At 25.4% G+C, this 13,686-nt stretch carries 12 protein-coding genes; 5 read left to right on the forward strand and 7 right to left on the reverse strand.

The features are described from left to right. On the reverse strand, window positions 1–234 hold a 234-nt coding region (locus VLM92_RS02095), incomplete at its 3' end, for a hypothetical protein (RefSeq protein ID WP_325274699.1). Window positions 235–603: 369 nt separating this feature from the next. On the opposite strand from VLM92_RS02095, the gene VLM92_RS02100 reads away from it, so the two are divergent. Beyond that, a complete protein-coding gene (locus tag VLM92_RS02100; protein ID WP_325274700.1) occupies window positions 604–1,224 on the forward strand; it encodes a DUF4397 domain-containing protein in 621 nt (206 codons plus the stop codon). Between the two features lie 125 nt (window positions 1,225–1,349). Here the strand turns inward: VLM92_RS02100 and VLM92_RS02105 are convergent, their stop codons facing one another. Beyond that, window positions 1,350–2,963, reverse strand: coding sequence for a S8 family peptidase (locus VLM92_RS02105; protein ID WP_325274701.1), 1,614 nt, complete (start codon window positions 2,961–2,963; stop codon window positions 1,350–1,352). Window positions 2,964–3,161: 198 nt separating this feature from the next. Between VLM92_RS02105 and VLM92_RS02110 the strand changes: the two genes are divergently transcribed. Together VLM92_RS02110 and VLM92_RS02115 are read left to right on the forward strand one after the other, a co-directional pair. Beyond that, window positions 3,162–4,253, forward strand: coding sequence for an AI-2E family transporter (locus VLM92_RS02110; protein ID WP_325274702.1), 1,092 nt, complete (start codon window positions 3,162–3,164; stop codon window positions 4,251–4,253). 223 nt (window positions 4,254–4,476) lie between these two features. Continuing rightward, window positions 4,477–4,824: a hypothetical protein gene (locus VLM92_RS02115; RefSeq protein ID WP_325274703.1), complete on the forward strand. Its 348-nt coding sequence runs from the start codon at window positions 4,477–4,479 to the stop codon at window positions 4,822–4,824. 84 nt (window positions 4,825–4,908) lie between these two features. Here the strand turns inward: VLM92_RS02115 and eam are convergent, their stop codons facing one another. The 5 genes from eam to VLM92_RS02140 all read right to left on the reverse strand — a co-directional run bounded on the left by eam (window position 4,909) and on the right by VLM92_RS02140 (window position 10,873). After that, the gene (eam, locus tag VLM92_RS02120) at window positions 4,909–6,174 is read right to left on the reverse strand and encodes a glutamate 2,3-aminomutase (protein ID WP_325274704.1); all 1,266 of its coding nucleotides are present in this window, start codon (window positions 6,172–6,174) and stop codon (window positions 4,909–4,911) included. 285 nt (window positions 6,175–6,459) lie between these two features. Beyond that, window positions 6,460–6,660: a hypothetical protein gene (locus VLM92_RS02125; protein ID WP_325274710.1), complete on the reverse strand. Its 201-nt coding sequence runs from the start codon at window positions 6,658–6,660 to the stop codon at window positions 6,460–6,462. A 79-nt stretch (window positions 6,661–6,739) separates the two neighbouring features. Continuing rightward, a complete protein-coding gene (locus tag VLM92_RS02130; RefSeq protein ID WP_325274705.1) occupies window positions 6,740–8,179 on the reverse strand; it encodes a hypothetical protein in 1,440 nt (479 codons plus the stop codon). A gap of 631 nt (window positions 8,180–8,810) precedes the next feature. Continuing rightward, complete coding sequence (locus VLM92_RS02135) at window positions 8,811–9,917, reverse strand: peptidylprolyl isomerase (RefSeq protein WP_325274706.1); 1,107 nt, start codon at window positions 9,915–9,917, stop codon at window positions 8,811–8,813. Window positions 9,918–10,027: 110 nt separating this feature from the next. Then, entirely contained in the window at window positions 10,028–10,873 is an 846-nt protein-coding gene (locus VLM92_RS02140) for a hypothetical protein (protein ID WP_325274707.1), read from the reverse strand. 249 nt (window positions 10,874–11,122) lie between these two features. Between VLM92_RS02140 and VLM92_RS02145 the strand changes: the two genes are divergently transcribed. Further along, complete coding sequence (locus VLM92_RS02145) at window positions 11,123–12,370, forward strand: NAD(P)-dependent oxidoreductase (RefSeq protein WP_325274708.1); 1,248 nt, start codon at window positions 11,123–11,125, stop codon at window positions 12,368–12,370. A 375-nt stretch (window positions 12,371–12,745) separates the two neighbouring features. Then, entirely contained in the window at window positions 12,746–13,429 is a 684-nt protein-coding gene (locus tag VLM92_RS02150) for a DUF975 family protein (RefSeq protein ID WP_325274709.1), read from the forward strand. The last annotated feature ends 257 nt before the right edge of the window (window positions 13,430–13,686 follow it).

Here is a 13,686-nt window from a genome sequence, read left to right on the forward strand (position 1 = left end):
CCTTGTTATTCCTGTACTTGAAAAACTTTGTACATCTTGTGTGTCTAATATAAATGGCTTTTCTATATACTCTATCTCTGAATAATTTAATAAACTATTTATTTTTTCCTCTGAATCTGCAATTATTATTGCATAGTTGTAACCTAAAATTTCTACAGATACACCAATTTCATTTTCTAATCTTAATATATCTCCATTATATTTGACTACCACTTCATAATCTATGCTAAACACCTCACTATAAAATCAACTCTTTTTTTAACTACAAAAAATTCACTACACCAACTAGTATGATATTTTAACAATTTATCGGTGTACAACTTCGTATACACTCTACTACATCTATTGCTTGATTAACATGTTGGCTAGGAATCTTAAAATTATTCATAACGATAAAATTTTATAACATCGTTATAACCAAGCTGTTAATTATTATTATTATTATTATATATATGTATTTAAATTTATCAATAGTCCTAATCAGAGGCGCTTTATTTTGAAATATCTGAACATATAACTATATCAAGTAAATAATTCAGTATCAAAAAAATTTTTTAACAATATCATAGTATTATATATTATTAAAACTGGGAGAGATTAATATTGAAAAAATATACTGATAAATATTCATTAATTAGGTTTTTGCATGCAGTGCCTAGAGTTATGCCTGTAGATATATATCTAAACGGTAGCTTATTCTTTAACAGAGTATTTTTTACACATTTTAGTCCTTATCTTTATGTTCCAGAGGGTGTTTACGAAGTAACAGTTTTTATTACTATGACAAAGGAAAATCCTATAATACGTCAAAATATAGAAGTGAAAAATGGAGAACTTGCTACCCTTACTATGACAGGAAATTACGATGATATTAAATTATTGCTTATTCCTGAAGATAAGGAAAGTGCTGTTGGAAATAATTCAAAAATTAGATTTGTTCACTTATCACCTAATGTACCTGAGTTAAACGTGCTATTAGACAATGTTATGATGTTTTCTAATGTTGATTTTAGAGAAATTACAGAGTATGTACAAATTCCAACACAGTTTTATCAATTAGATATAGAACTTTCACAAAATAATAGATTATTAAGAAGTAATCGTATTGCTATAAATCCAAACAGAATCTATACACTATATGTCATGGGTAACTTCGCAAGTTTCCAAGTTTTCCAATCTTTAGATGGTGCAACCTTTATAAATCCAGTTGTAAGATATAAATAACATAAAATATAGTATGCTTATCTAATTAAGATAAGCATACTATATTTTATGTTATTTAACTTATTTCATTTGATAGAGATACTATTGAGGATTCTATTTTATATTATCTCTTTTTGTTCAATAATTTAATATATATCTTGGTTTACTTGGGGTATATTATTTAAGTTAATATTAGATAAATCCAAAAATCCATATCCCATTGAATTATTTGGAAAAGTGTATATAGGATTTCTTCTTGCATATTTAATTAGTAAAGACTTCATTTTTTGTGAATATAAAAATAAATCATTTTTGTCTACAATTCCCCATTCCATAAACAAGGCTATAGAACCTGTAACATGTGGTGTTGCCATACTAGTACCTGTTAAAGCTCCTATATTTCCACCTGGTAAAACTGATATTATATCTTCTCCTGGTGCTAAAAGATCCGGTTTATATATTCCATTTTCTATATCTCCTGTTCCTGAAAATACAGATACAGTATCAGTTCTAGAGTTAAAACTTCCAACAGTTACTACTTTATTTGCAGTTCCTGGAACTGTTACAGTTAAAATGTTATCTGGTCTTAAAAACTTTGTATCTTTTGAAATTCCTTCTGAGGTTGGCAGGTATATATCTATATTTCCAGTAACTACACTTATAGGTTCAAATACCAATTTCCATATCCCCGGACTTATTGATCTTGTAGAACTCATTTGTATCGTTACTCTTCTTGTTAAAGAATATGGAGCTATTGGATAAAAGTATCCTTTTATTTTAGTTGAACCTATTATATTTTTTATTTCTCCTGATGTTAATGAAATAGGTTGTGTTTGTACATTAGATGGATTTACTAAATAAACACTAAAATTATCTACAAAGTCTGGCCATATATTTATATTTAATAATTTTTCATTTTCACCTACTACAAATTCTACCTCTACTTTTTCATGTTGCTCTTTAATATTAATCCTTTTATGTCCACCTTTATCTCCATTATTTCCTGCTGCGACTACTATATTATTTTTCCAAAACGAACACATATCATCAATATATTGTTCAAATAAAGATTCACCTCTATGAGAACCTTCATTACTTCCATAACTTATATTTATCGCTACAGGCATTTTTAATTCTAGTGCTTTATCTAGTATAAATTTTATAGCTCTCATAAACTCTGTACTACTTGAGAATACATCTGTCTTTCTTCTTCCAACTCTTACAGCTATTATGCTCGCCTCATCAGCTATTTCTGCACAAATTCCGCTCACATGCGTGCCATGTCTACTAGTTGGCGATATAGGTATTTGGTTTTCTCCTTTGATTGCTTTGTTTATATCTTCATTTGTATATAATGTTCCTTCTTGAAACCCTTCTGGAGGATTACCCTCTATAGATTGATCCCAATAATAAAGTATTTTAGAGTTTCCATTTGTATCTTTAAATACTGGTAAACTATAGTCTATACCTGAATCTATAACTCCAAGTATAACTCCTTTTCCTGTTAGTCCATTACGTTGTTTGAATCTTGTTATTCCTGTACTAGAAAAACTTTGTACATCTTGTGTGTCTAATATAAATGGTTTTTCTATATACTCTATTTCTGAGTAATTTAATAAACTATTTATTTTTTCCTCTGAATCTGCAATTATTATTGCATAGTTGTATCCTAAAATTTCTACAGATATACCTATCTCATTTTCTAATCTTAATATGTCTCCATTATATTTAACTACTACTTCATAATCTATATTAATCACCCCCCATATAAAAATTTCACTTTGATCTATGTATAGCTCAAGCGACATATAAACCAGGTCCGTTGCTCCGTTTAATAGTTGGGATTATTATAATAAATGTTTTTATTATATATATGTATTAATAATATTTTTATTGTATAATACATATATTGATTTAATTTAATAATATTAATATATAATTAAAAAGGATGTGTTATTTTGAAAGATAAAAAATTTCACCTAAGCATTGTATTTACTATAGTTGTGTCTTATATTTCAATCAAATTTATAGATAACTATCAGTACTTCTTTGGTGTGTTTAGGTTACTTTTATCACTACTTACTCCATTTGTTATTGCTTTTATACTTGCATATATTTTTACTCCTATTGTTAATTTTTTAGAAGTAAAATTAAAGTTCAAAAGAGTTTTTGTACTACTTATTACTTATGGAATGTTGCTACTTTTATTAGCTTCTTTTATATTATTTACAGCTCCTATTATTATAAGTAGCTTAGCTGATATAGTTAATCAGTTACCTTTATATATTCAAAAAACTCAAGATTTTCTTATTGAAATTGGTAATAGCCTAAAAAATGTTGACCCAAATACTTTAAAAGAAATAGGAGATAAATTTATGGCTGCTATGCCTGAAATTAGTAATTTGTTTATAGGATATTTAGGACAAATATTTACTACTACTTTCTCTATATCTAAATTTATAGCTCAATTTGTTTTAGCATTTATAATTTGCTTTTATATTATTTTGGAAAAAGAAAGCTTCTTTTCTTTTTATAAAAAATTGTTATATATTACTTTAGGTAAAAAATATGCACAGTTAACATTAGATGTTGGACATACTTTAAATACTAATATAGGAAAGTACTTTACTGGTAAAATATTTGATTCATTTATAGTTGGATTGTTATCAGCAATTGGACTTTATTTTATAAAATCAAAGTATTCTTTATTATTTGGTACTTTAATTGGTGTTATGAATTTAGTTCCATACTTTGGCCCAATAATAGGTATGACTCCTGTTGTTTTAATAAATTTATTTTATGATCCAAGCATAGCTTTGTTATCTTTAATTTATTTATTGTTAGTTCAACAAATTGAAATTGCATTTATAGAGCCTAAAATAGTTGGTGGTCAGTTAGGACTTAGTCCATTTTTAACTATACTTGCGGTTACTGTTGGTGGCGGATTCTTTGGTATACCAGGTATGATTTTATCAGTTCCTATAATGGGTGTTATCAAAATATATCTTAGCGAATTTATTGAATACAAACACAAAGGTATGAATTTATAAAGAATTATTAGTTTAATATAGAATAAGTAGTTATAAATCTGCTTATTCTATATTTTTTGGTATAAATTAATTACGATATTGTAATTCTAAGTAATAGGTATGTAACTGTTATATTTATTCAATTTTGGGGTAATATTTATATATAGATATTATAGTTATATAGAATTTAGTTTATTCGTTAAATAAACTAATAGCCTAATATAATTAGGAAAGATGGTGTATTATGAAAAAAGCAATTATGGCTTCATTTATTTTATGTACTTGTTTATTTTTAACTAAACCAGTGTCACAATTAATATTTGCACAACCTTCTTATGACAACATATCTATTGACCATAAGCAGCTAACACAAGAAGAAGCAAAAGAACTTCTTTTAAAATATAATGATAAAGTAGATTATATTTATCAAGGAGATGCTAGTCAATTTGAAGCTTTAAAATCTAAAAACCTTCAAGGATATGTTTTCTTACCAAATGTTGAAACTGATATAGGATACTTTGTTGATAAAAATACTTGTAACATTTATTTCTTCCATCCAAGTGGCTATCTTGAATTAGTAACTAATTCTTAGGTTATACAATATTAAGAATATATTTTCAATATAAAAAAGAGTGGAATTCTCCCACTCTTTTTTATTATAACTAATCATTTAAATTTATCTTATGCTCTTTTCTATCATACTTTTTATATCAACAGCTGGTGTATCTTCTACCTTTAAAACTTCACCTTCCCACGTTCTTATCATTATATAATCTGTTCCTTTTGATATTAAATACTGTGGTAATAATGGTGTCTTTCCTTTTCCTTTTGGTGCATTTATTATATACGTTGGTATTGCCATCCCTGATGTATAACCTCTTAAATATTCCATAATTTCTAAACCTGCATCTATGGATGTATTAAAGTGAGCAGTTCCTTTTACATGTTTACTATGGAATATATAATATGGCTTAACTCTTATTTTAAGTAATTCGTGGTTTAAACATCTCATTACATATTTATCATTGTTAACACCATTTAAAAGCACTGCTTGATTTCCTAATGGAACTCCACTATTAGCTAATTTAGCACAAGCTTCTTTAGTTTCTTTAGTTATTTCCATTGGATGGTTGAAGTGTGTATTTATATATATTGGATGGTACTTCTTTAACATATCACAAAACTCGTCTGTAATTCTTTGTGGCATTGTAACTAGCGTTCTAGTTCCTAATCTTATATAATCAACATGTTCTATACTTCTAATTTCACTTATTATCCATTCTAACATATCATCTTTTAGTGTTAATGGATCTCCTCCCGTTAGAAGTACATCTCTTATTTCTTTATTTTCTCTAATATAGTCTATAGACTCTTGTATAACCTTTTTGCTTCTATGACAATCTTCTTGCCCTATATTTCTTCTTCTTTGACAATGTCTACAATACATTGCACATTCATTTGTTATATTTATTATTAATCTATCTGGGTATCTTCTTGTTATACTTCCTGCTGGATTTGTGAATTCTTCCCCCATTGGGTCTAAGTCTTCTTGTGAATCGTCTAATTCTATATGTGATGGTATTGACATTAATTTTATTGAATCGTATATATCGTCTGGATCTATTAAGCTTAGATAATATGGTGATATTGCCCATCTGAATTGACTTTGTACTTCTTTTATTTGATTTATTTCCTTTTCTGTTAATCTAAGTATTTTTGATAAAGTATCTACATCTGTTATTCTATTTGATAATTGCCATTTATAATCATTCCAGTTTTCTTCTGTTGCTCCTAATATATTTAATATATTCTGTTTTCTTTTATTTATTTCATTTTCTTTTTCAAGTCCTTTCGGGATTGAATCTTTAATATTAGTATAATCTTCTATTCTTGATTTTAGTTGTGCTGCTCTTTCTAAAGAAATTTTAGTTTGTTCATTCATAAGCTGTTTACTAAGGTATTACTTCCTTAGTATCCCCCTCTCCTTGTGTGATTATGTTTCAAAATAGTTTATAAATTTCCAATTTGGATTTTTTTTATTCTCATATGAATATTTACTTGCAAATTTATTTTGTTTTAACATATATTTTATCATATATATGATTTTTTTTCAAGTAAAGTAACTCTATTATTAATATTTTATTAATTTTATCTACTATTTTTTATACTTTTATAATCATTTTAAAATAATAAATCTCGCATATTTTTAATATGCGAGATTGTGGTATTACGTATTTTCTTCTATTTTTTTACTAAGTCTACCTAGCATGTTTTTAGAGAAATCAGATATACTCTCAGGAATACATGTATACGTCGCTAACATACTGTAAATCTCTATAGCTCTTTTATAATCTTTTTTTCCTGTGTATGCTTTAAAAGCTTCTTCAGCTAAGCCTTTAGATGCTTTATTTATTTGCTCATATCTCATCCTCAAAATAACATCTCCCCTAAAATACAGTATATCTACTTATATGTATTTATACTATACTTTATTACTGCATCTACGCTTAACTGTCTTCACTTATACTTTTTCTTTTTATGTTTACTATGTTACTATGTTTAGAATATTTTTCACCTTGATTTGCATTTACATATATTTCTATATCTATTTCTCCTTTTTCAAGGTTCATTATATATTCATTTATTTCTATTGCATTTTCAAGTAATATAAATCCACCGTCTTGTAATAAGTTATTTTTTATATAGATACTATATTGTATACTATCCATATCTATAGGATTCCAATTAAACTTAGCAATATTATTTTCTTCATCTATATATACTCGTAAATCTTTGACTTCTAAATTTTGTATATCATCTTGACGCGGTTTTGTATTTATAATATTACTTGGATTAGTTGTTCCAAATTTAGTTTTTCCTACTACGTATATACTTAAATTCGGCATATTACCATCAATTAAATCTACTTCTATTATAGTCTTTCCTTTCTTAAATGGTATAGGATTTTCTTCTTTTATACTTACAGATTCAAATAATTTAAACTGACGTTCTTGTAATGAGTTGTTTCTTAGATAAATATCATAATCTAAAACATCTTCTATACAATCCCAAGTAAGTGATATTTGTAATTTACCATTAATTACTTTATAACTCGCTTCTAAATTTTGTACCTTACTATTTGTTAAAGCTTCTTTAACTACTTTAACAGTAATTATTTTACTTTTGTTATCACAAGTTATCTTTACTTTTTCTTCTCCTTCTTTAAGGCCTACTACGGTTCCATCATTGTCTAACCTTATAGCCCTTTCTATTGGTAATTTTCTTTGTACTAATTCATACTTAATTTTAGGATGTTTTAATCCATTAGGCTTTGTTATTATATTAGGGTTTAATTTTTTATTTTGACCAACTTCTATCTCTATTTTACTATTTATATCTATTTTAGAAACTTTTGCTTTTATATTAAATTCTAAAACATCTTCTTTATCCTTAGCTTTTGCATAAACCCTAGCTTTTCCTACTCCAATAGCTTCTATTTTATTTCCACTTATTTTTATAATATTTTTATCACTACTTTTATATGTAACTTTTTCTTTTTCTTTAAATTTATCATAGTCGACCTCAACTATTGAATCTATTTTAGCTGTATCCCCTACATACTCTAATTTGCTATCTAATTTTGCTTCTACATATTGAACATTTGGATCTATAACTTTAATATTTGTTTTTCTTAACACTCTTGAATTTTTCATAATACCAACTGCAGAAGTACCTTCCTTAACTGCTATTAGCTTATTACCTTCTATTTTTAAAGTTTCCGTATTATCTAGTACATTGAACCATATATTAGGGTCCTTGGCATATGATGGTATATATATGTAATCTCCACTTGATAGCGTTACTTGATCATCTAATTTTATTACATATTGGTCTATATCTGCTACATAATCTCCTTCTACTATATTAAGCTCTAATCCTTTTACCATTGGACGTAAAATCCCCACTTTAAAAAGGTAATATTGTGCAATCATTAGTATAGGTATAGAAATTAATATGAGGATTTTTCTATATTTTTTATCTGATATAATTCTCATTTAACCACATCCTTTGTGACTATTCATTTTACCTTTAAATTATATACTGTAGTTTGTTATTTATATATTTTTAAAGAATTTATTAAAAGCATACTTCCTAGTATCACTTAATTTATTCGCAAATACATTTCTCTAATAATATAAAATAAATCATTTTATAATATTAATTTCCAATATTTTAAAAATATTATTTATAAATAATATTTATTAATTAATTCATTATTTTTATATAATTATCCTTTTAAAATACTTAGTTATTTTTAAGACTATTTAAATTTGAATTTTGTAGATTATCTTTTTAATTATAATCCATTAGATTAAAATCTAATCATTAGATTTATTATATATAAACCTTTTTTAAATTAAAAGGGTTTATATATAATAAGTATATATTTTTATATTTTATAACATTTTAATTTTTTATTAAATTACATTTTGAAAATTATACAAAAGAAATCATAAAAAAAAGAGTATCTCTTTTGGTGATTTTAAAAATCATTTTGAGACACTCTCTTTTTTATATTTATCTACTTTTTACATCTACATTATATTTTTCAACTAAATCAGCTACTAAATTATTTTGCTTATCATAAGATAATTTATCTTTTAATTCTTGTTTTATAGATTCAAAATCATCTTGTTTTTCATCAGTTTTTTTAATAATATGATATCCAAATTGACTTTCTACAACGTCTTTATTTACTTGCCCAACCTTTAATGAAAATGCAGCTTTTTCAAACGGTTCTACCATTTGTCCTTTTCCAAAGAAATCTAAATCTCCTCCATTTGAAGCACTACCATCTTGAGAATATTCTTTTGCTAATTCTTCAAAATCTTCTCCAGCTTGAATTTTCTTTAATATTTCTTCAGCTTTTTCCTTATTTTTTTTCTTTTGTTCTTTACTTACAGCATTACCTTCATCATCTGTATTTGAGATTAATATGTGGGATGCTCTTACTTTTAAGAATTCATCGTTATTTTTGTCATAGTAATTTTTAGCTTCTTTATCACTTACTTCTGAAGCTTTTGCCATATATTTCGTTGCTATTAATTCTTTTTCTACTTCTTTTTCTACTTCTTCTTTAGATATTTTAGATTGACTCAGAAAATCTTTTTCTGCTATTCCAATTTGTTGAGATATACTTTCCATTAAATTTGCATACTCATATTCTATTTCTTCTTTACTTACCTCAATTTTTTCCTTTTTACCTTCAAGATATAATACTGCTGTAGTTGTCATGTAATCTATCATGCTTTCTTCATATGCCTTTATTTGCTCATCTGTCATTTTTTGTTTTCCATTTATGTAAAATACAGTTTCCATTTTTTGCTTAAGTTGTTTTCCAGTTATTTTTGTATCTCCTACTGTTGCTATTACTTTGTTACTACTATAATTTTTATGTGTTGCAGGCAACTTTCTTCCTTCTTCTTTTCCTGTTGTAAATCCAACCCCTAAGCATATAATTCCAATAATTGCTGTTATAGCTATAAATTTTATATTATACTTTGATTTTTCTTTTACTCCTTCATTTTTTATTTCATTTGTTGTTTGTACTTCATTTTCAGTACTTTTTAATTTTCCCTTTGAATTTTCTTCGTTTGTTTGATTTAAATTTTTATCTTCTGGCATCTATTTCCTCCCTAATATTTAGCTTATTATTACATTATAATTTTATTTTATATTACATTATCTTTGAATGTGTGAATGTTAAATGAAAGTGTTATGAATTTAATATGAATTTATATATTTCTTAAACTATATCTTATTTGATTTCTACCAATTTTTGTATCTTTATATTTTAGCATATCTACTATTTCACTTTTCTCCTTATTAAGAAATGTTGCACATTCATCTAATGATTTAAATATTTCTATCACTTCACCCTTTTTATCTACAAGTTCTACTTTTTTCTTTCCACCTCTTTTAATTATAGACTTATATTTTTTGAAATAATCATCATATTCTTCATCTATACATTCAAATGTATAATGCATTTTTACTGGTTCGATTTTCTCATTACCTAAAATTTCATTTCTTTTATCTTCGGATATTTTAGTTGTAAATATTTTATTGTTTAATGAATTTAAAATTTGAGATGGCGCTTTACTACTTTCTAAATAGTTTACATCTTCATATGCTATATTTAGTTCTTTGCTTAGGTATTTTATAGCCTCACCTAAATAATCTGTATAACCATACTTTAAATTTTCTTGTATATAGTTTTCTGGTATTTTAAGTTTTTTGCTACATTCTTTATGAGTTTTGAAAATCTGCGGCTCTTTAGTATATACATCTATAGCCTTAATACTTTTTCCTCTTTTTATTTTTATTTCTTTTATATATTTTTTGTCTTCTTCTGTTAATTCTTCATTTATACTCTCGTTGTCATTTTTATGCATAACTTCTTTATTTTCATCTACATTATGATGTATCTCTTTTAAATTATTATCTTCTATAATTTGATTAATGTTCTCATTTTTTTTATTATCTTTTATTTCACTTATTGTTTCTTTCTCTACAGATTCCTTACTATCCTTGTTTTGTTCTACTAAATTTTTCATACGATTAATAAAATTCTTTAACAATTACTTCTTCCTCCCTAAAACTTGTCAATATTGTAAGTATTGTGTCATATATTATATTACTAAAATATATGTTATTAGTAAACTAATTGCATTCTTTTTGTTTATTGATCTTATTAATCCCTTACAATAAATTTTTTGCTAGATTTTAGTACCTCATAATAATACGTCTGTATAATTTTTAAAATATCTGTTATAATATTAAAAAGTTGTATTATTTTGTATAAGTTTGTCATAAAGGTAGGTAAAATCATGCTTAATAATTTAAATGAAGCTAATAAATGTATTATTTGTAAGAATGCTAGGTGTCAAAAAAATTGTCCTATAGACACTCCTATTCCACAAATAATCAGTTTGTATAAGGAAGGAAAGTTTGAAGAAGCTGGTAAAATACTATTTGAAAATAATCCTTTATCAGCTATATGTGCAGTAGTCTGCCCTCACGAAAACCAATGTAGTGGAAATTGTATAAAAGGCATTAAGGGAGAACCTGTACATTTTCATGATATAGAATATGAAATATCTACTAAGTACTTAGAAAATATAAAATTACAAAAGCCTAAGCAAAATGGAATTAAAGTTGCTGTGGTAGGTTCTGGTCCTGCTGGGATTACTGTAGCTTTAAATTTAGCTACTCGTGGATATGATGTTACTATTTTTGAAAAAAATGAAAAAATAGGTGGTATATTAACTTACGGTATTCCAGGTTTCAGATTACCAAAATTTAATATTAAGTTATTAGAAAAAAGATTAAAAGAACTGGGAGTTAAAATTAAGATAAATGCTTTAATAGGACCTGTAGTTACTTTAAATAAATTATTTGAAGATGGATATAAATCAATATTCATAGGTACAGGAGTTTGGAATCCTAAGAGATTAAATATAAAAGGTGAAACTTTTGGACATGTTCATTATGCTATAGATTATCTAAAAACGCCTAATAGATATGACCTAGGAAGTAAAGTTGTTGTCATTGGTGCTGGAAATGTTGCTATGGACGCTGCTAGAAGTGCTAAGTATTTCGGTGCTAAAGAAGTTTACATCGCTTATAGACGTGGTGTTGATGATATGACTGCCACTAAACATGAAATATCTGAAGCTAAAGAAGAAGGAGTTTTATTTGAAACATTCAAGTCTCCTGTTGAAATAGTTGATGAAGGTATAATACTTGAAGATACTAAAAAGGTTGTTAATGAAGATGGTTCTACATCTTTAGTTTCAATACCTGATAGTAAAAAATTATTTGAATGTGATAGCATCTTAATTGCCATAAGCCAAGTTCCTAAAAATACTATTGTTATAAATAATAAGGGTCTTGATGTTAAGCAAGGTGGCCTTCTTTTAACTAATGAAACCGGTCTTACTACTAGAGAAGGTGTTTATGCTTGTGGAGATGTTACTAACGGTGCTAAAACTGTTATACAAGCTGTTGTAGATGGTAAGAAAGTCTGTGATTCTATGGATAAATATCTACAACAATTCATAAAATCTGATAACTAAAATAACTGTTTTACTCAAAGGATATTTTCCTTTGAGTAAAATTAATAATTAAATTCATCTTTATTCTTATTGTATATTTTTTTAATTCATGTCTTTCATAAATTTATTTATCATAATTATTCTTTTCCATATTATCATTTTTCGCTGTATACTCTTTTAAATTTAAATCTATTACCCTTCAAAGAAATCTTATTTATATTTCATTATACATAGGTACTTTATTTTTTATAATAGTCTTATAAATTTAAAATTATATTAACTTTTATTATTACACATTAATATAATGTTATATAAATAGTTGTATTATTTAAATTTTATTATTTAATCTTAATAATATTTAATTTAGATTGAGTAATATATTATTAGGGAGGATTTATGAAAAGTTTTTCAGAAATTAAAAGCTTATCAACACAACAATTTAAAAGTAATTGGAAGTTGCCTGTATTATTTAGTATTATAACTTTAATTTTAACTTATCTTGCTAACTATTATGAAAACGGTAATATAATTATAAATATTTTAGTTATATTATTTTCTATTTACAGTACTAATCTTTATTTAAACATAGTAAAGTACAACGAATGTAGTAGTATTAAAATACCTATTAATAAACTATTTAAATGTATTGGTTTTTCAATTTTAAATGCTATTTTAATGTTTGTTTTAAGCTTTGTATTAATATTTGTTAGTACCTTTGTAGCATTATCTAATTATCCATCTGCTTTAATTTTCATTATATTAACTTTAATATTTATTACTGTATTTACTTTTGGAATATATTTATCTTTTTCTTTATATTTAATATTAGATATGGATTATAAAGTTTTTGAGTCTGTTAAATATAGCTTCTTATATATGAACGGTAATGTATTAAAGACTTTATGGTTATATATAACCTTCATTCCATGGGTTATATTAGGAGCTATAACTTTAGGTCTCGGTTTCTTATATATAATGCCTTATTTAGAAATTGTATATGCTAATTATTACATTGAATTAAAAAATAGCTATAATTCAAGATTAGTATCTGAAAATGATTTATTTGATAATAATTTTTAATTTAATATAATATATAAAAGATCTTTAATATAAAATTTTTTATAATTTAATTAAAGATCTTTTTAAATTATATTTCTTACTTATTTTTTAAGCTTTGCTAAAGCTTCTGCAAATGGATTGTTAAATACTTCTTCAGTTTTATTTTGATTTTTCAAGAATTTATTTATATCTTTTTTAGATGCTTTATTTTTTTCTTCTGCTTTTCTTTTATTAAATGAACTTAATTTCTCTCTATGTCCACAGCTACATACAAATGT

It is taken from the genome of Romboutsia sp. (assembly GCF_035470145.1).
Taxonomy (GTDB): domain Bacteria; phylum Bacillota; class Clostridia; order Peptostreptococcales; family Peptostreptococcaceae; genus Romboutsia_D.

Excerpts from the sequence above, each read along its gene's own strand:
- VLM92_RS02115 (WP_325274703.1), top strand. The coding sequence starts at position 4,477 with ATGAAAAAAGCAATTATGGCTTCATTTATTTTATGTACTTGTTTATTT.
- eam (WP_325274704.1), bottom strand. The coding sequence starts at position 6,174 with ATGAATGAACAAACTAAAATTTCTTTAGAAAGAGCAGCACAACTAAAA.
- VLM92_RS02125 (WP_325274710.1), bottom strand. The coding sequence starts at position 6,660 with ATGAGATATGAGCAAATAAATAAAGCATCTAAAGGCTTAGCTGAAGAA.
- VLM92_RS02130 (WP_325274705.1), bottom strand. The coding sequence starts at position 8,179 with ATGGTAAAAGGATTAGAGCTTAATATAGTAGAAGGAGATTATGTAGCA.
- VLM92_RS02135 (WP_325274706.1), bottom strand. The coding sequence starts at position 9,917 with ATGCCAGAAGATAAAAATTTAAATCAAACAAACGAAGAAAATTCAAAG.
- VLM92_RS02145 (WP_325274708.1), top strand. The coding sequence starts at position 11,123 with ATGCTTAATAATTTAAATGAAGCTAATAAATGTATTATTTGTAAGAAT.
- VLM92_RS02150 (WP_325274709.1), top strand. The coding sequence starts at position 12,746 with ATGAAAAGTTTTTCAGAAATTAAAAGCTTATCAACACAACAATTTAAA.